This is a genomic window from Methylacidimicrobium cyclopophantes (genome assembly GCF_902143385.2).
Lineage (GTDB): Bacteria > Verrucomicrobiota > Verrucomicrobiia > Methylacidiphilales > Methylacidiphilaceae > Methylacidimicrobium > Methylacidimicrobium cyclopophantes.
The window spans coordinates 1-18445 of record NZ_CABFUZ020000119.1 but is presented as its reverse complement, the minus strand read 5'-3'; the positions used below and the strand labels follow the sequence as shown (position 1 = coordinate 18445).

Here is an 18445-nt window from a genome sequence, read left to right as displayed (position 1 = left end):
ATCGGTCGGACGGCCGCCCGATCCGAGCCGAACGATGCGCTTTCCGCTGATCGCGTAAAGAGAGCCTCCCGGGGCCGCCGCCAAGCCCGCCGGATGATCGAGGACGATCTCCCGCACCGCGTTCCCCTCCCCGTCGGTGACGACGATCCGGTTCTCGAAATAGAGCGAGGCGTAGAGGCGCTCTCCCGAAGCCGCCAAACCCATCGTCTGCCGCTGGCACCAGGCCGCATCGAGCGTCCCCTCCTCGATCGCCTTCCCCTCGGGCTCCCGCCGCGGAGGGGCTTTCTTCGGATCGAAGCGGGCGATCGTTCGGTAAGGATCTCCATTCCGGAAGGGGACCTGCGCGCCGGTCTGCGCATCGTAGCGGACGAGCCGTACCTCTCCCGCCGGCACCCCGAAGGCCGAGAGGGCTCCTCCGATCACCATGTACAGATAAGGCCCCATTCGAGCGAGCGGTCCGCCGGCGACGCCGCCCACCCCCCACCGCTTCCGCCCCTCCTTGTCCAAGGCCATCAGAGTGCAAGCGCCTTCGGCCATCGGAGCCGCGATGTAGACCCTCTCGGCGTCGGCGGCCACCGCCATCGGGTTCTCATGGTTGGAGAGCCATCCTCCCCGACCGTCCGGGGTCAGCCACGGAGGAATGCCGGGATTGCCGTAGGTGAATTGATATTCCAAATGGAGCGGGCCGTGGCAGAGGCCGCGCACGCGATAATCCCCCGGCGGAGCGGGGTTCCCCTGGTCATCCCGCCCGTCCCAATAGTCCTCGTTCCATCCCCCCTTCCGAGGATCGTCGGCGATCAGGTTGCGGACCCGCTTTCCCGATTGGGCCTCGATCACAAGGGTCGCAAAGCCGTCGGCGGGCAGCTCGTAGCGGATCGGAACCGAGCCCTCGGTCCGGAAGCGCGCCGCTTCCGATTCTATAGCCGTCTTCCACCTTGCCGCCGGAACCGGAGGCAGGTTTCCTCGGCGGACGAGTTCGACCCTCCCCCAGCTTTCGGTCGATTCCCAAAAAAAGGAGCGGTGCGGATTCTCCGCGTTGACCAGATCGGCATAGCGGTGTTCCGGCCAGTTCCTCCCCTTAGGAGCGCCCCAAAAGAACTCCATCCCGCACCGGAAGGAAGGCTCCGGAGGCTTCCCAGCTTTCGTCAAGATCCCCCAGGGGATCGCCATCTCCTGGACATACCCCCGTCCGTCGGGATCCTTCCGGAAGGCGACGCGGACTCCCTTGGCGAGCGCGTCGTTCAGATCCCGGGCGGACGGGTCCCCCTCCCACATGCCGTAGTGGAGGCTCGCCCACGGCAGCTTCCTCTCCGTGTCGTACCAGGAGGTCAGATGGACCACCTGATCGGTCTGAAAGCGGACCTGGACCGCATCCCCCCGCCAGCCACCCTGGGGATCGAGAGCGGGATTGGTCCAGTTTTCCATCGGGGTCGGATCGCGGAAGCGGAAGGAGAGGTAGAGGTTGGCCGGGTCATGCATCGCGGCGACTCGGACCGAATGGGTTTCTCGCAAGGCCGCCAGGTCGTAGCAGGCCAGAATCGTTCCCGAGAGATCCCAGTCCCCGAGATCTCCGTCGATCCGCACGCCACCCGGCGCGGGAACGGCGACCAGCACGTGATTCTCGGTTTCCTGGGCCGATGCTACGCCCAGAAGGCCGAAAAGCAGCAAAGCCGCCATCCCAAACCAAAGCATTCGTCCCCTCAGGCGGCCCCTTCGGGTACCCAGCGGCTCATCTCTCGGCATGTTGGCGATTCCGGCCCGACGGAGATCCCTCTGCTTGCTCCGACGCACCTCGTTTTATCCCGGAAGCGGTTCTCCCGCGCCCACCGAGCACCGTCGTCTCTCCTGGCGGGCATCAGGCTACCGGCCATCTCCTTGCGTCAGCTCTTCGAAGGGAGGCGATCCAAACCTGCCCTGCCAGTAATCTCGAATCGCCAGGAGTCGCGCATGACGAAGCGCTCGACCGGCGCTTCCCCGCTGCTCCAGGGCCAAGCGTCCGTTATGCAGCAACATGAGGCCCGCGCGGACCCACGCCCGCCAGCGGCTCCCATATGTCTCGGCCATGAGCAGGCCGCTGCGGGCCCATAGGTAGGTAAGAATCGGCTTGGGTGTCCCGCTCGCCGGGTTGACCACGATGGCTCCCCACACGATCGCCGCTTTCCATCCGGCTTTGCGCGCCCGCAGGGTGATTTCCACCTCGTCTCCGTAGGCAAAATATCGTTCGTCGAAGAGCCCGATCTCTTCTAAGCACTCCCGCCGAAAGGCCATGAGGGCTCCGTGCACATAGTCGACCGCTTCGACAAAACCTCTTTTCCGAGGAACGGCGGACAGGATCCTCGCCCCGAGAATCGGCCCATACTTCGGCACCATCGGCTCTCCGTATTCCGGAGAGACGACGCCCAAGCGCCCATCGCGCATCATCGCCTCTTGGAGCATGGCCAAGCAAGATGGCTCCGGAAGCGCGTCATGGGCGGCCACCACGGCGATCGAGCCCATGCGCTCCCCCAGCCACCGCCGCAACCCGGCGTTGAGTCCTCCGCCCCATCCCAGATTGGCCGAGAGATCGAGCCGTTCCACTCCATTCGGCAGCGCCAGGTCGAGCGCTTTCCTTTTTTCCGGTAAGGAGCCGTTATCGATCACGGTGAGCCGGATGGGCACCGTCTGGCCCAGGAACCCTCGCACGGCTCTCGCACAGCCTTCCGGTTCGTTCCAGTGGAGCAAAAAGACTTGGAGCGGTCCTTCAGCGGTGGGCAACAAAAACCACCTCCTCCCCGGAATCCCGCAAGAACCAATTCATCCAGGGGGCAATCGCGTAGCCGTAGAGTCGATCCGCAAGGGGGCAGCGGGTATCGAGCACTCGGCCGCAAGTCTCGATCTGCCGGCTCTGGCTCCGGACCCAGTGGGATTCCGACCAACAAGTAAAAACTCGCGCCTCCAGTTCCGCCTTCCGGCAGAGAATCGCACATCCCGCCGGACTGGGAAGGACCAGGTGCCGCGGCGGCTCCAGTCCGCGCCACGCGCCGCCAAATCGGCGGGCTAGGCTTCCGACGGGATTGGGCGAAATGCTGACGAGGAGCCCGCCGCGCTTCAGGGCCGCTCGAAGCCGGACCAACACGGTTGACGGGTCCGGAAGATGCTCGAGAACATGGCTCATGGTGATTGCGTCGTATGCCTCCGGAGGAAAGGCCGCTTCTTCGAGGGTGGAAGAACGAATCGGGAAGCCCCGCCGGCGCGCCTGCTCTGCGGAGATCGGATCCGGCTCGAGCCCCTCTCCCTCCCATCCCAACGTCCGCATCCGCTCGAGAAAGGAGCCGTCGCCACAACCGACATCGAGCAGCTTCCCACTGGGGAGCCGAGGCAGGAAGCGAACGCGGCGCGGCGCTTCCCTTTCGATGGGTGGGAAGGCCAGCAGCATTTCCCCCAATCTCTCCCAGGGATTTGCCGGCTTTGCCCCGTTATATCCGAACCGTCGTAACGCGGCCTCTTGCGCGGCACCCCACACCCGCGACGGAAGGCTCCGTTCCCCAGCCGGATCGGGAGGAACGCCGGCATGGGTGTAGTAGTTCTCGGGATACAACGTAGGAATCGCCTCCATGGGTGGCCGCGGATCCATCCAGAGCGACCCGCAGCGGTCGCAGCGGCGATAATTCCATTCGCCTTCCACCCCACACACCGGATCCCTGGCCTTCGAAACGACGAGACTCCCAGCGCCCCCGCACACCGGGCAGCTCGAGCGAGCTTCCCATTGCATTATTTAGTCTCCCTTGGGCTGAGGCACTCTTGCAGCCGCACATCCTCAGGCTCCAGGGGCGGCCGAGCGAGGCGGTAGAGGAAATAGCCGATTACGGGAAAAAGGGTGAAAGTATCCAGAGCAATCAAGAGCACGAGCCCGCTCGGCCGCAGGATCGCGACCAACGCGGTGCGAATCGCGACCAGAAAGGCGCCGGCTAGACGGTGGTCCGCCGCTCCTCGCGATGCAAGCACCGTATCGAGACTCACGTAGGCAAGCCCCCCTCCCAGGCCGACCAAGTAGAGGGCAAAGGCCAGAGGATGTAGCAAGCTATAATGTTGCGAGCAACGGCCCGCCACGACGTAGATACCCATCATGACCATTGCGAAGAAGACATAGCCCGCCAAGGCGCCCAGCAGATACCGGCGCTCTGCGTTGCCTCGCCTCGTTCTTGAGGACTGAACGCAAAGATGCCGCCCCACATACTGGTTGATGGGCCCCCAGGCAAAAACGACCAATTGACCGACTTTCTGAAAGATCCCGTACGACGCGATCGCCGCCGGTGCGGCGAAGAGACTCCCTCCGAAGAGGGTCACCGTAGAAGCGAGCCCGCCGAGAAAAACCGACGGCATTGAGGGCAACAGAAAGTCCCGGAGGCGCTGCCGGGCTGCAAGGGTCTCAGCGGGGGAAAAGGAATCCACGGCCGGGCGCTTCGCCCAAGAGGCCACGCCCCACGTCAAGGAAGCCGCTCCGGCCTCCACAAGAAGCAAGGAGGAAAACGCAAGAGTTCCTCGAAGCCAGAGAAGCAGGAGGACCAGCAGGAGCCGACCCAGCGAGGCTACCCCCTGCAAGAGGCAGAACCGATCAATTCGCCCCTCTGCAAAAGCAAGGGAGCTGGCAAGCAGGACCCGAGCCTGGATCAGGCCGACCCCGACAAATCCCGTCAAAAGATAGGGGCTGAGAAAGGGGTTCGGCTGCCTCTCCCAATGGGGTAGCGAGAAGCTGCCGAGCGCCAAAACGAGAAGGACCGAAGGAACTGTCGCCAATGTCCACCGCCAAGAGGCGCTCCGGTAGACGCCGGCCGACTCGGGCCCGCCGCGCGCAACCAGGGTCTGGATGCTCGAACCCAACCCGGCGTCGAACCAACCGGCCGCCAACGCCTGCACCGCCTGGGCAACAGTGTACGCCGCGAACACATCGACCGGGCAATGGGTGACGATCAGTAGGAGACAAAGGAAATTGCCCCCATAGCCGACCAGGTTGCTTGCGAAAAGCGCTCCGAGTCCTCGGCCGTGCCGGGCCACTCGATCCATCATCCACTTACGCACCGTCTCCCCAACCTTTTCTTTCCTGCGACGCGATTTCGGTGCACCGTCGCAACGGCAACTCGTCGTGAGCCTCCCAAAGCCCCTTCGTCATCGAAGAACCCTCTTCCCACGGAGACAGAGCCATCCCGGCCTACGAAACCGCTCCATCAGCCTTTCCGGCTCACGGGTGGCCAGCAAGTTTTCATTTGTCCCTCCTCTTTCAACCATAGGGAGAAGCACCGGAAAGGGGCCTGTCGGCCGCACCTGTACTTGAAAAAGAGAGTAGCCGCAGGCGTGGAGATGCTCTGTGACCGGATTTGGGTGCGGTAAAAAGCATTCAAAGAGCATGTCGCGGACCCTCCCTGCTGCCAACAACGAACCGCAGCCTTCGAATACGCTGAGCTCGTGCCCTTCGACGTCCACTTTCATGACTCCAACCGGTCGATCTTTCAGAAGATTTTCCAGCCGAACCGCCTGAACCAGCAGCGCCGAGTTCCCCTTGCAGAACCCGCCGCTGGTTCGCACGCGGCCCGTTCCACGGTTTCCACCGAAGCATTCCGGCGTCTCGAATTCGATCGATCCGTCTTCGCTTGTCGCCGCAGCTTCCACAGCATCGACTTCGGCAAAGCCCGCGGCAGGCGCCCATCGGCCAATATTTCCCCTAAGCTCCTCAAAAAGCTCGGGATGGGGCTCCCGGGACAAGATTCGACCCTTCCGAACCCGCTCGGAAGGCCATCACGTTGGTCATCAATCCGATATTGGCGCCGACGTCCACGCACCGGTCTCCCGGATCGGTCAGCCGCCAGAGACATTCCAGAACCGGCAAATCGTCTACTCCGGTTCTCCAGATCGTATTCCCGATCCCCTCTCCTATATTCACTCGGATCTCAGAGCCCCAAGGCAACTTCACGATTCGGCATCCGGTCGTCCCTCGCGCCAATCCGCGGACGACCCGAAGAAGAATTTGCCTGGGGCGAAGGAGATATTCGGGAGCAAGAAGCCGAGAGAGTTTCACTACCGTTTGTTCCCGAGATCGGATCGAGCCGCAAAGAGCCGCCCACTGGTTTTTCGGATCGGCGTTGCCATTGGGGCCCCTTCCCTTCCGGACCAGCCGCCGCCTCGAAGAGGCGAGGTTTGCTGCGCCTTGCCTTCAGGCCCGCAATTCTGCGACATAAAATGCCTGGGAATTGCACCACCACGGAGCCCAAGGGAAGGGCGACCTGCCGCGGACGAGAACTTTCCCCTCTCGCGAGAGCCGCTCTTCGAGTTGGCGAAAATCAAACCCCTTGTGACTCCCCTTGCGATCGGAGGCTCGTGGGGCGGGGATCCCCAGAAAGCTCGCCCGCCAGAGCTCGCGGGCCGTGTATTCGGACCACCTCGAAAAGAGAAGGCAGCGGTTGAGCTCCTTGAGCAGGAGAGTCGGACCCCCGATGATCGGAACCGAGAGGATCCAGCGGCCGCCCGGGCGGAGCAGCCGCCGGCTCTCCGAAAAAAATTCGTCGAGCTCGGATTCAAAAAGGTGCTCGAGCACCTCGAAGGCGCAGATCGCATCGCATTGGTGATCCGGGAGCTCGGCAAGGGACCGGACGATGACGCAACCTTCCGACGAGGCTCCTTCCCAGCCGGGATCGAACCCGAAAAGGCGGAGATCGGGCCGACGGAGGGCGCACTGCCGGAGGAAGTGGCCGTCGCCGCAGCCAAAGTCGAGCAGCGCTCCCCGCGGAGGCGCTGTTTCGGTCGCCAACCGCAAGGCGACCGCATGGCGCGTCCGGTGGGAAAAGCGGGCCAGCGGATTCGGGGAGCAGACCGTCTGCTTGGCGTAGGGGACTTCGGCTTTCATTACTGGATCAGGCCAGCCGGATGGAAAGCCGCGCCCGAGCGGTCTTCGGTCCTTCGGGCCTCCACCAGCTGCCGAAAGGAAGCCTCCAGCATCTCGGTGGTCTTCTCAAGGGAAAAGCGCTCCTCGACGAGCCGCCTCCCCCGTTCTCCCATGGCCCGACCGCGTGCCGGGTCCCGCAACAGCTCGAGGCAGGCTTCCGCGAGCCTCCCGGCATCGCAGGGAACCACGAGTCCCGCCTCCGCCTCCCGGACCTCCTGCCAGATGTTCACCTTGTCGGAGATCACGACGGGCAGGCCCATCGCCATCGCCTCCGCCACGGCGATCCCGAAGTTTTCCGTATAGGAGGAGAGGACGAAGAGGTCGCTTTGGGAAAGCCAGGCTCTCTTCTCTTCGCCTACGACCATTCCGGTAAAGAGGGCCCGATTCTCCACGCCCGCTTCCCGAAGCCAACCGCGCACGCGCGTTCCGTAGCCCTCGTTGTCCGGGCCCGCGACCACGAGCACCACCTCGGGCATCCGGCGGGCAATCTCGCCAAAGGCCTTCACGAGCAGGTCGAGTCCCTTCTTGAAGTTGATCCGGCCGAAAAAAAGGAGAACCTTGCTCCCGGCGGGAAGCGGGAGAGACCGAGAACCTTTCGGGAGAGGTTGATACTCCTCCAAGGGCAATCCGAGCGGGACCACCAGAGAAGGCGCGCGGAGCCCCAAGGGGCGAGTCAGATCGGCCTCCTCCTGGCTCGTGTAGTGGATGGCCGCCGCCTGGTTGAGATTGGGCCGCTCCACGAACCCCTCGGAGAGGGCCTTGCGCCAGCGCCGTATCCGATAGAGATAGGGGTCGAGCGAGCCGTGCGGATTGAGGACGTAAGGAACGCCCGCGCGCCGGGCGGACCAGCAGGCTATCGTCGAAGGGAAGCGGTAGAGCGAGAAGATATAGACGAGGTCGTAATCCCGGACGGTTTGCGCGAGGGCCCGGCTTAAAGGGGAAGAGTAGAGGTAAGCGCGCGCAGGCAAAAACCATGGATGGGAGACCGGAAAACAACGGATGGCGAAGCCGCCGCCATCCATTTGTCCCCCTTTGGGAATAGGCGACAAGAGACCGCCCACTTCCGCATTGGTCGTGTAGACGACCAACCGGTTGCCCCGCCGGGCGAGCTCCCGGCACATGTTGAGGCAAGCGGGCGTCGTCCCTCCCCAGCGGGGAGAGAGGCTGGCAATGACTACGAGGAGGCGCATCTGCGGGGATTGATCCTTCCGGGCTGCAGATCCGGCCCACCCGAGCGGGGAGAGGCGCGGACACCCACATCCCTCGCCAACTGGGCTTGCTTTGGAAGACGGCTGGCGGCAAAGCAAAAGCCGACGAAGAGCCAGCCATAGCCGTTTGCCGTTCCCTGGCCCGTCAAAAGCCCGTAAAAAAGGGTGGGAGCGATGAAGGAGAGAAGGAGCATCGGCAACGGGCTTCGAAGCCGCCGCGCCGCCTTCCAGGAGCGTACCCCCAAATAGGCGAGCAGGCCGAAGCGATAGAGCATATAGAAGAGCCCGATCACCGGTCCAAGCTCGGCGATATGCCGGGTCCAATCCGCCTCGGCATCATAGGGAAGCTCCGCCATGCCCAACCTCCCCGCCGCGTTGCTGGCAGAGCCCAATCCAAATCCCCATAGAGGGGTGTCATCCCGAACCCGCCAAAATTGGGTCATATCGTAGGCGATCCGACTTGTCATAAGGAATCCGCCTTCCCCTTCGTTGGCACCCGTCCATCGGGTTGCCATCGCCTCGATGACATCCGGAAAGGCTACCGCCGCAAGCACACCGCTGATTCCCACAGCGACCACCAGGGCCATGAGGGTACCGATCGCGCGACGGAGCTGCCCGGCGGAGGCGAAGGCAGCAAGCCCTGCGCAGACGCTCACCGCGGCCCCGAGATATGCTGACCGACTTCCCGAAAGCAAAAGATTGACGAGGACCCCGAGTGTAACGACCCACACGGCGGTGGGGCCGATTGGCCGCTCGGAAGGCCGACGCAGCCAAAAGGACAAAAGAAAGGCGACACAGCTCCCGACGAAGAGGCTTTGTCCAATCGAGCTCGAAAAGGTTCCGGACGCACGTTCGATCTCTCCATAAACGCCAAGATTTTCGAAAGCGTTCTCTCCCTCTCCCAAACCAGCGTTAAGCGGCGAACTCGCGGGAGCGTGAGCCTGGAGCAAGCAGAGAGGAGCAACCAAGACGGAGAGGAAGAGGGTCCGCTTCGCGATCGCCTCGATCTCCTTCGCGCTCAGGACCCGCTCGCAGAGGAATGCCAGCGGGATATAGAGAAAGTAGTTTCGCCAACTGTAGAGGATCATGATCGGGGACTGGTCTTGCAGAATCCCGAAGATGCCGATGAGAGCTCCGATCAGTGCCAAGGGAGCCGCAAGCAGCAGCATGGGAGAAGGACGAGACCAGAATTCAATCCGGGCCGCCAGCAAATAGGCGAGGAGCACCAACGGATCCTTGAGGAAGAAGAGAAGCTTCTGGTAATTGGGAAGAAGCCACTTGCGAATCGCCCCTTCGAAAATGAGAAGCCAATAGATCCAGGTGATCAACCGGACGAGCAGAAGACGATTCCGCTCGGCCCTCGGAAGGATGGGAGAGCGGAAGCCAGGGCTACGCAAGGGAAAGAACGTCATCGATGATGCCAAGGTATCGTTCGGCGACGGCTACGCTGGTCCGTCCCCGGAGATGTTCCGATGCAGAAGCCAAAAGGCTGGCGGCACGCCCAGAATCCGTGAGGAGCTCCCGAATTCGAGCCGCAAGCGCACGGCAATCGCCGTTGGGAAAAGTCAAGCCGCAGGAACCGATCGCCTCTTTCAGTCCTCCCCCGTCCGAGCCGATCACGATGCAGCCGCAGGCAATGCCTTCCAAGGCCACGATCCCGAACGGCTCCTGCCAGACCGAGGGCACGACCAGGATTCGATGCTCCCGCATGAGCTCCGCCACGACGCCCGCTTCCTGAGGGCCGAGAAACTCCACATGGCCGTCCATTCCGAGGCGGCGACTCACGGCTTTCGCCTCCTCCAGGAGCGGTCCGCCGCCCACAAGGGTCGCTGCCGGACGCAATCCCTCTTTTCCCAGAAGCTCCAGAGCCTCCAAAAAGAGCAGCGGCCCCTTCCCCTGGTGCATGCGACCCACGAAAAGGCAGTCTCGACTCCTTTCCTCCCTCCCCGTATTCCAAAACATCTCTTCGTCATAGGGGCTGGGCACAATCTCAGAAGGGACCGGCAAATGGCTTGCAATCGGCTCGCTGATCGAAATGCAGCGCCCGCAACGTCGAAACAGGGAGCGGCGAGCTACGCCTCCGATTCCCGAAAAGGAGAGCCAGTTGTGTACCGCGATGACGAAGGGCTTCCTCATGACCAACAAAGGCCACCCAAGGCGCAGGCTCGGGTGATTCTGCAACACGCAGCGCGCGCGACTCACCAGTGCGGCCAGCTCCACGCCGGAAGCGCCGCGCACAATGGGATAGGGGAAAGGCTCCTCTCCTTTATAAGCCGTTTCCGTAACCACCGCAACCGACCGGCCCGCCTGCTGAAAGCGCCCTGCAAGCATCCTCGTTACCGCTTCGAGGCCACCGAGCCGTGGCCAGAAAGAGTAGCTCGTTAACAGGATATCCGTATCGAGAGGCGTTGCTCGCGGAGCCGCGCCGGACCGCCTATTCGAGACCAGGGCTGAACAGCGATTTTCGATGGCCATGATTGGGAGTCGCGCAACGCTCGTTTTGCAATTCCGGATCGCAAGGGCAGCGCAAACCTTTTAGAAGATTCAGCTGATTAACCTTCGTGAGCGTTCCTGCCAATCTGCCCTTTCACATCGGTCCTCTTACCATGCACCGGAACAAGAAAAATGCACTCCGCCACACACGCTCCGGCTTAAGACTGAACGAATCGAACGCAAGAAATGAGCCAACGATGCGCCGCCGATCGACACGCACCGCAACCTCTCCTTTTCACGCGCCTCGTTCTACTCTGCTCACCTGTGGCTCACACGCCTCCGTCCCGTAGGCTGCTTCCCACGCGCAGCGGGCCGCCGCGTGTAGACCCCGTGCCCAGGCCTCCGGGCTGAACCGCTCGACGATCTCCCGAGAAGCTCTGCCCATGGCCTCCAGGTCCGATGAACTCATCGACGCAACACGCTCCAGAAGCCGGGTAAGCCCTGCGACGTCTGTAGGCTCTACAAGGAACCCATTTCGCTCCGAAACCAGGTCGGGGACGCACCCGCACCGGTCCGAAATCAAAACGGGGAGGGAAGAGGCCATAGCTTCGTTGACCACAAGCCCCCACGGCTCTACGAGGCTAGGCAGGACGAAGCAACCCGCCAACGCGTAGTACGGAGGGAGATCCTCGTTTGGAACGAACCCTCGGAAAAGGATTTTGGGCAATCGATTTGCCCGTGCTTGCCGTTCGAGCTTCTCCCGAAGGGGTCCATCCCCGAGGATCACGAACCCCCAATCGCTCGAAGACGAACTCCGGTAGCGCCGATAAGCCTCCAAGAGGCGTTCCACATTTTTTTCCGACGCTAGGCGTCCCACGAAGACAAAATAGCGTGGCGGCACACCTAGTCGCTCTCGCCATGCCCGCTCAGCTTGCCGCACGCGTTGTACTTCTTGCGCAAACCACCCATTGTCGACGACCGAGTGAGGCGCCCACATCCGCTCGCGGGGGAAGCCTAGCTCGGCCAGATAGTCTCCATGGGATTTCCCGCCTACCAAGGCCGCATGGTAATGGCGCGCGATGATCCACCCTTTGATCGCTTCCTTCCATGGCAGCCGTCTTTTATCTTGCCGAGCTGTTTCGTGCATCAGCACCGATCCTCGTCGGGTTCGCATGGCCCATAGAGCCGCTCTCCGCATGAATCCCCATCCGTAGCCGATGGTGGCAACAACATCCGGCTCTTCTTCTTCCAGTGCCGCGACAAGATGATCTCCGATCCTCCGAGACGGCAATTGCTCCCACGAAGCTCCGCGAAAGAGGGTTCGAATCGGGATTTCCCGCCGAGAATCCTTGGTCCACGGATGGGTCCCCTGATGGTCGGCAACCTCGATGCAAACAGGAGTAATCGAACGGATTGCAGCCAGCGCCTTCGCCCGCGCTACATGGTAAGGACCGAAATTACAATAGACGACCGCTAGCTTCACGTCGCGCTTTCCCTTCCCTCGTCGGTATCCCTTCCGGGCTTTTCCCATCAATGCTTATCCCACTAAATCTCGTAGCGCAATTTCCTCGTGACCCAAGGCAATTGTTCTGGTGCCAACCCCGGCAAAGTCTAAAAACACGGCCTAAGAGCATTCTCCCACCGGGTAAGAAGAGCGAAGTGGGCGAGTGCCGGCCGTTACCGAGGGTTGCAGAAGGCGTTGGCAGCATTCGTTCATCTGCCGTCGTGCCTTAAACCAATTTTTCTTTACTCCGCAGCGCGGACAGACACAGCCCGTCCAGCTGCTTGTCCGGTCCCGAGATTGACAAACAAGACGTCTTCGTCGGATCTATGCTCACGAAATTCCTCCAACTTCTCTAGGAATCCCAGTCTTGCGGTCCGGCAAGCCTAACAAAGCGTGACGGAAGTCTCCGCGATACACAGAAACCGGATACGACCGGACGGAGAATAGGAGTTCATGGAATGTCTGCCCAGGAATCGACCTGCGACATCCCCAGATACTCCCCCGATGGAGCAGGCAGGCGGCATCGCACTCCTGCGGTTTTTTCTTGAGCAAGAAGACGGATTGCCAACATGGGGCCGCATCCGCAATGCGTTTCCCTCCTCCCTCCTTGCTTAGCAAAACCTTGGCAACGCCTTTTCGTCGATTCGCGCCAGCTCAAGCTTCCGACCGCCCGTTTTCGGAAGCCCCAGACCCTGATGCCGCTTCGCATCGTGAAATCCTCCAGCAACTTCTTGCCGCAGCTGGTAGGGCAGGCGACTTCCCTTCGTGCCTGAATGATCACAAATGGGATCGAAAGCGTCTCCTCACGTTTTAAAAATCGACAACCGCGAAGAGCCGACAATCCTTTTCGCTTATTCGGACCCGCGGTCCTTGTATGCGATGCAAATGCATCATTCTTCCCGCTCCTCCCCATCGAGCGCAACGTAGAGAGATCGACCCAAAATCGAGCCAGCGGGCATAAGCCGCTTCCAGCCACGCCGCCCGGGCGGATTCCCTGTCGACGCAACTCGATTCGCAAAAAATAAACCATACGTAGTGGACTTGTTACGAGCTTCGCTAGCCCCGAAAAGCCCTCCAGAATTCTGTCTGGTACCCTCAGACGCTTGGAAGAATCAAGCGCCGCGGAGCCCTTCGGCCCACGCCAAATGTTTTAAAGTAATCGAGCATTGCGTCCGTCACGATTCAGGGAAATGCTCAGCAGAGTGGCGCGCGGACGCAAGGCCCTTACGTAGCGCTCTACGCTCGCGCGCGGATTACCGATTCAGAAGACGCTCTGCTACGCGATTGAGAGTGATCACCTTATAAAAGCATGCGCATCAATTCGACACTCTCGATTGTTCCTTACGGTACGAAACAGCCGAATTTCCCAGATGCTGCGACCCCCGATCACGGGTTCGGTGTCCTCGTCCTCCCGCCCCAACTTTCGCATCACGGCGAGGTAACGACGGTTACCGGTGCCAATGTCGAAAAGCTTTGCCTTTCCCGGGAAGAGAAAACGCACCAGCCGTCTGAGGGAATCCTATGTCGTTTGACAATTCAAGCATCCGAGACCCGGAATGTAACAATCCAAGATTTGGCAACTAGATTTTCTCCGTAATCGCCTATTCCTGTCTCACCAAGAGCCTCGATTGCACATGCGCCGGACCTTTTTGTCCGAGACATCCCATGAGCAGACCCTGGACCGCCCTCTGGAAAAGGTGAAAATCTCCCTCGCAGACCAGCCGGAAACCTTCGCGTAGAAATATGGGAAGCCGCACGAGAACGAAGAGAGCACCCAACCAAGGGCCGTAAGCCTTACCGGCGTAGAGCCACTGATTGCGCCAGAAGTAGTAATGCCCCGTCTCCGACTTCGCATTCTTCCCGTCTCGCACCTCTCCAGGATGATGCCGAATGGAGATGCAGTCGATTCCCGCCACTCGGAAACCGGCGCGTCGGGCGCGCAGACAATAGTCGATTTCTTCCCAATAGAGGAAGTAATCCTCATCGAATAGCCCAATTCGCTCAATCACCTCGCGCCTAATCAAGCTGCAAGCGCCGTGCGCGGCTTCCGTCCAGGAAATCCCCGGGGCCTCTTGCGATGGACAAGGCCATCCCCAGAGATTTCGCCTCCTTCGATTGGTCACAACCCATTTGCCGTCGACCGTCGGCTCCAAAATGCGAGGATCTGCAATTCCAATGGGATCCGCACTATGCTTGACCACCTCCTCCAGCATTCGATCGAGGAATCCCGGCTCTGCGGTGATGTCGGGATTGAGGAGCAGAAAAAAAGGAGGACGATCCGATCCGAAAGCTCGGATCCCCACGTTGAGTCCAGCCGCATACCCTACGTTACCGGTCTCGATGATCTGTACCGATCCCGCAGCTTTGGCACGTACGAGAGCAACGGTCCCGTCAGTCGAGCCCGTATCGACGAAGACGACCTTCTGAAAGCCTTCCGCGCTCGCCTGCGAAAGCAGGGCCATGAGACCTTCAATCCACGGAACCGAGTTCCAGGTGACGACAACCGCGCCTACTGCGGAACTTCTTGAGAGGGGGATCGCTATCCTCTGCTTCGCTTCCTTCGCAGGGTCTCCCGCCGCTCGATCTTCTCCCGACAACTCTCTCATCGTGCGTTCGCGCCGAACGAGCCGGGCACCCACACCGCTGACACCCTTGCCGCCGCTCATCTGTGGCTCCGAAACGAGGCACACTCGCTCGCAGGCCTTTAACGATCTCCTTTCTATCACGTGTTTCTTTCGACCGTTAACGCCGACCGGGTCGCGAACAGGTTCCCGTACAACACTGAGAGCCTCTGCGCATAGGAATTCCAACTCAAGCCCTCGGCCTTCCGGAGGGCGTTCTCCGCCATTAAACGCCGGAGCTCGGGGTTGCGATAGAGCGTCTCCAGAGTTTCGGCGATCCTTTCGGGAGAACGGATGGGCACGACGAAGCCGTCGACGCCGTTTTCGACTATGTCCGCTGCCCCAGTGTTTTCCGTAACGATCACGGGCAGCCCGGAGGCCATCGCTTCTCCGCAGACGTCCGCGAACCCATCTTCGATTGAAGGGAGAACAAACACCGACGCTTGGCGATAAAACGATGCCACTTCATCGAACGAGCAGTATCCCAAATACCGAAAGAGTCCGCCGAACCGCCGAAGAAGCGGCCGCATCGCCTCGTCGATCACCCCAAGAAGAAGGAGCTCGGCCCGAGGCAATCGAAGCCTCCTCCAGGCTTCCAACAAATCCGCCTGCCCTTTGCGGGGGCAGATCTGGCCGACGCAGAGCACCCGAAAAACGTCATCTCCCTCGCCATTCCACTGCGGGAAAAACTTCGCTAGATCGACCCCGTAGGGAAGGATCTGGATCCGCTCTTCGGGATATCCGTGCGAAGCGAAGGAACGCCGCAGCCAGTGGGAAGCAACTAAGAGAAAGTCGCTCTTCTCTACCTCTTCCACGATGTTCTGCCACTCCTCCCGGAAATAGGTTCGCTTAGGCAAGCCGAGACGATCCTCTTCCTCCTTGAACAGCCGCTCGATGTCGCGCGGATGGGCATTGACCGGTTCCCCTATGGTGCAACTCCCTTCCACTCTGGCTCGGGTTAAGATTCGCTTGGCCGCTCCATGAAGCAGCACATGCCAGAGGTCGGCTCGCTCCCAGCGACGCAAGACTCCTGTCTCCCAGAGAGCATTGTATCGAGGAATCATTGCAGCGGCCCGGTTGCCAAACAGCTTTCCGTGAAGGCGTGCCAAGCATTCTTTTCCCCAGAGATTGACTTCGGCATCGGCTTCCGGAGGGAGAATCCGCCGATCAAAGCGGTGCGAATAATAGAATCGTTGGAGGATTCCTTCTTCCCAGAGGCGCGAAACGTAGTTTTGATAGTGAAACCGCCCTGACACGGCAATGTTGACCGAAAATGCCTTCACCTAGCCCCTTGCGCCATCCCTGGCGTTTTCAGATCGCGTCTTACCGCATCGCACTTTACGGGCCCTCGATCGCGGCTGTCTCTGTCTCATTGTTGCCACCCATTCCCGGAAGTTCCTTCCGAATCATCCCTCTCCCGTCCCCCTTGGCGGAAAAACCCTATTTTTTCTGAATTCGATTCCTAGAGCCTCTGCGCGATGCAAATACATTCTTCACCGTCCTCGGGATGAAAAGCGACCCGGAGAGGGCCGCCGACGTAATCCAACCATCGTGCATAGCCCGCTTCGAGCCAGGCCGGCCAGCAGGCTTTCGTGTTGCAGCGGCTCCATTGCCAGGAGAGACCCATGTGCATCGGGCTTGTCCGGCACTCCACCTTGACGGGCAGCCCCCTAAGAGCTGCGCGGTAGCCTACGAGACTGGGTAGAATCAAATGGCGAGGCGGCTCCAGCCCACGCCAGACACGCTGAAATAGCCGAGCGTTCCATCCCGCAGGGTTTGGGGAAAAGCTGACCAAGATTCCCCCGGCTCGCAATGCTGAGACGCATCGCTTTAAAGCCGCCCGCGGATCGAGCAGATGCTCGATGACGTGACCGAGCGTGATCGCGTCGTAGGAGTCCGGTGTAAGCGATATATCCTCTATTCCACCGTGCCTCACGGGAAGGCCGGACTTCACCGCTCCCTCGGCGGCTCGACCGTCGGGCTCGATTCCCTCTACTTCCCAGCCCAACTCCCGCATCATCCAAAGGAACTCCCCGTTGCCGCTTCCCACGTCGAGCAACCTCCCCCCTCTGCGAAAGGGAAGAAATCGCACCATTCGTCCCGCGGGAAAGAGAGGCAGGAGTCTTGCCACTCCCCTCGGCAAGCGGTGCTTTCCGGCCCGTTGCCACCATTCTTTCGGAACCGTGTAGCCCAAGCGGATCTCCAGCAAAGTCAATCTGGCCGGCATCGTAATCCGCCCCAGCGCATGGCCGGCGACCGGACCGGAAAAGGCGGGAGCTTCGTGGGTGTAGTAGTTTTCAGGATAGAAGGCGGAAATCTCCTCCGGTCGCGGCAGGGGATCCATCCAGAGCGAGCCGCATCCGCTACACCTCCGATAGGTCCAGCTTCCGGCTATTCCTAAGAGAAGATCCCGGCAATTCTCGAGCGCTCTGTCCGGATTGCTTCCACATAGCGGGCAATGCGTCATTCGGCTCCTATAGCGATGTTCGGCATCTTTCGTACTTGGCCAAGAAGCTGCTATGCCCCTCCCAGTTGACTCCGAGCTCGTAAACCGCCCTTGCCCGCCGCCAGCTCCCCTGCCCGCCCCATCACCACGACGGCCGCCGCCACGTAGAGCCAGTTGGCCATGATGCTCAAGTCGAAATTCGCGATCCCCTGGACGGCGGCGGCGACCAGGGCGATGAGCCCCCCAAGGACGAGCCTCTGCCGGGAGCGGCCTTCGGCTTTCGTGAGCGATCTTGAGCCGGCAAAGACGAGGGCGGAAAAGAGCCAGAGCGCCAAGCCGAGCCCGACAAGGCCCGTATCGCAGAGGAGCTGGACGAAGTCGCTCTCGGCATGGGTCACCGCGTGGTTCCCCGGAAAGACCTTGCGCACCAAGTTGAATGCGGGCTCGAAGGTCCCCATTCCGCTTCCCGCTAGAGGAAAACGTTTCCAGAGCCCGAGCGCCTGGCTCCAGATCGCCAAGCGGCTCCCCTCCTTGGGATCCAAGGCTTCCCCGACGAGACGCTCGGTCGCGCCCAGAAAGAGATCGGCCGAGATCCAGAGGGCGGCGAGGAGCCCGGCGACGGTAAAGCCCGCGACCCCGAGCAAGCCGCTCCGCTCTTCCCGGCCGCGGGAGGCGAACCAGAGCGCCATGAGGAGAAGGGCCAGGAGAAGGCTCGCAAGCGCTCCACGGGACTTCGAGGTGAGGACACTCGCCGCCATGATCAAAAGGAGCAAGGGGAGAAAGAGCCGCTCGAAGAGTTCCCGCACGGGCATCCGGACCCAAGCGCGCCAGTCGAAGCGCTCGCCCTTGGGCCTGCGGGCGGCTTCGGCCGAAAGGAAGCCCAAGCCCAGAGGAATGATGAGCAAAAGGAGCCCTCCCATGTGGGTCCGATTGACATAGGGACCAAAGGTATCCCCCCCTTTGACCGTCCGGACCCAGTAGATCGCCCCGTTCCAGGTCGCCCTCTGAACGATCGCGAAGAGGGTGAGAGCCGCTCCGTTGCCGATCATTACCAGAAGGAGCCGGCGGAGCCGGTCCCGATCGGTCACGACGTTCCAGAGAAGAACGGTGTACAACGCGATTCCCGCAAATTCCCATAGGTAGCGCCGGGTCTCTTCGGGATCGACGGAGAGAGCAAAAAAGAATGGGCTTCGGGTGCCGAGAAGATGGGCGCTCTCTTGCTCGAGCCGAAGGCGCTCCGGGGAGAGCAACGCGACGAGATTCGAGGGAATCGGAACCGCCTGGAAGGCCACCCAGGCCAATACGCAGGCGGCCGGC

Annotated in this window: 16 protein-coding genes; 1 reads left to right on the top strand and 15 read right to left on the bottom strand. The window is 61.3% G+C overall.

The genetic code is table 11. The features are described 5' to 3' along the window. The 11 genes from FN369_RS05425 to FN369_RS05375 all read right to left on the bottom strand — a co-directional run. Positions 1-1677, bottom strand: a 1677-nt coding sequence (locus tag FN369_RS05425) for a FlgD immunoglobulin-like domain containing protein (protein ID WP_281290924.1), incomplete at its 3' end; no start/stop codon positions are given. A gap of 183 nt (positions 1678-1860) precedes the next feature. Further along, positions 1861-2757 carry a glycosyltransferase family 2 protein gene (locus FN369_RS05420; RefSeq protein ID WP_178087695.1) on the bottom strand — a complete coding sequence of 299 codons (897 nt, stop codon included), beginning with the start codon at positions 2755-2757 and terminating at the stop codon, positions 1861-1863. Continuing rightward, complete coding sequence (locus tag FN369_RS05415; RefSeq protein WP_178087694.1) at positions 2741-3664, bottom strand: class I SAM-dependent methyltransferase; 924 nt, start codon at positions 3662-3664, stop codon at positions 2741-2743. Before FN369_RS05415 ends, FN369_RS05420 begins: the two co-directional genes overlap by 17 nt. A gap of 86 nt (positions 3665-3750) precedes the next feature. Beyond that, positions 3751-5058 (bottom strand): hypothetical protein, encoded by a 1308-nt coding sequence (locus tag FN369_RS05410; RefSeq protein WP_150003895.1) that lies wholly within the window; start codon positions 5056-5058, stop codon positions 3751-3753. A gap of 87 nt (positions 5059-5145) precedes the next feature. Next, positions 5146-5739 carry an FkbM family methyltransferase gene (locus FN369_RS05405; RefSeq protein ID WP_178087693.1) on the bottom strand — a complete coding sequence of 198 codons (594 nt, stop codon included), beginning with the start codon at positions 5737-5739 and terminating at the stop codon, positions 5146-5148. Then, entirely contained in the window at positions 5708-6052 is a 345-nt protein-coding gene (locus FN369_RS05400) for a hypothetical protein (RefSeq protein ID WP_142525173.1), read from the bottom strand. Before FN369_RS05400 ends, FN369_RS05405 begins: the two co-directional genes overlap by 32 nt. 135 nt (positions 6053-6187) lie before the next feature. Further along, the gene (locus tag FN369_RS05395) at positions 6188-6877 is read right to left on the bottom strand and encodes a class I SAM-dependent methyltransferase (protein WP_142525172.1); all 690 of its coding nucleotides are present in this window, start codon (positions 6875-6877) and stop codon (positions 6188-6190) included. Continuing rightward, positions 6877-8106, bottom strand: coding sequence for a glycosyltransferase (locus tag FN369_RS05390; protein WP_142525171.1), 1230 nt, complete (start codon positions 8104-8106; stop codon positions 6877-6879). The genes FN369_RS05395 and FN369_RS05390 overlap by 1 nt, the downstream gene beginning before the upstream one ends. Beyond that, complete coding sequence (locus FN369_RS05385) at positions 8091-9536, bottom strand: O-antigen ligase family protein (protein ID WP_142525170.1); 1446 nt, start codon at positions 9534-9536, stop codon at positions 8091-8093. Before FN369_RS05385 ends, FN369_RS05390 begins: the two co-directional genes overlap by 16 nt. Then, positions 9514-10455: a glycosyltransferase family 4 protein gene (locus tag FN369_RS05380; protein WP_178087692.1), complete on the bottom strand. Its 942-nt coding sequence runs from the start codon at positions 10453-10455 to the stop codon at positions 9514-9516. The genes FN369_RS05385 and FN369_RS05380 overlap by 23 nt, the downstream gene beginning before the upstream one ends. A 397-nt stretch (positions 10456-10852) precedes the next feature. Beyond that, positions 10853-12040, bottom strand: a complete 1188-nt coding sequence (locus FN369_RS05375; RefSeq protein WP_178087691.1) for a glycosyltransferase — start codon at positions 12038-12040, stop codon at positions 10853-10855. A 590-nt stretch (positions 12041-12630) separates the two neighbouring features. Here FN369_RS05375 and FN369_RS05370 point away from each other — a divergent pair. Beyond that, positions 12631-12834: a hypothetical protein gene (locus tag FN369_RS05370; protein WP_142525167.1), complete on the top strand. Its 204-nt coding sequence runs from the start codon at positions 12631-12633 to the stop codon at positions 12832-12834. An 828-nt stretch (positions 12835-13662) separates the two neighbouring features. Here the strand turns inward: FN369_RS05370 and FN369_RS05365 are convergent. The 4 genes from FN369_RS05365 to FN369_RS05350 all read right to left on the bottom strand — a co-directional run. After that, the gene (locus FN369_RS05365) at positions 13663-14727 is read right to left on the bottom strand and encodes a glycosyltransferase family 2 protein (RefSeq protein ID WP_142525166.1); all 1065 of its coding nucleotides are present in this window, start codon (positions 14725-14727) and stop codon (positions 13663-13665) included. 56 nt (positions 14728-14783) lie between these two features. Continuing rightward, the gene (locus FN369_RS05360) at positions 14784-15965 is read right to left on the bottom strand and encodes a glycosyltransferase family 4 protein (protein ID WP_142525165.1); all 1182 of its coding nucleotides are present in this window, start codon (positions 15963-15965) and stop codon (positions 14784-14786) included. Between the two features lie 179 nt (positions 15966-16144). Next, a complete protein-coding gene (locus FN369_RS05355) occupies positions 16145-17149 on the bottom strand; it encodes a class I SAM-dependent methyltransferase (RefSeq protein WP_142525164.1) in 1005 nt (334 codons plus the stop codon). Between the two features lie 50 nt (positions 17150-17199). Beyond that, positions 17200-18445, bottom strand: a 1246-nt coding sequence (locus tag FN369_RS05350; RefSeq protein ID WP_142525163.1) for an O-antigen ligase family protein, incomplete at its 5' end; no start/stop codon positions are given.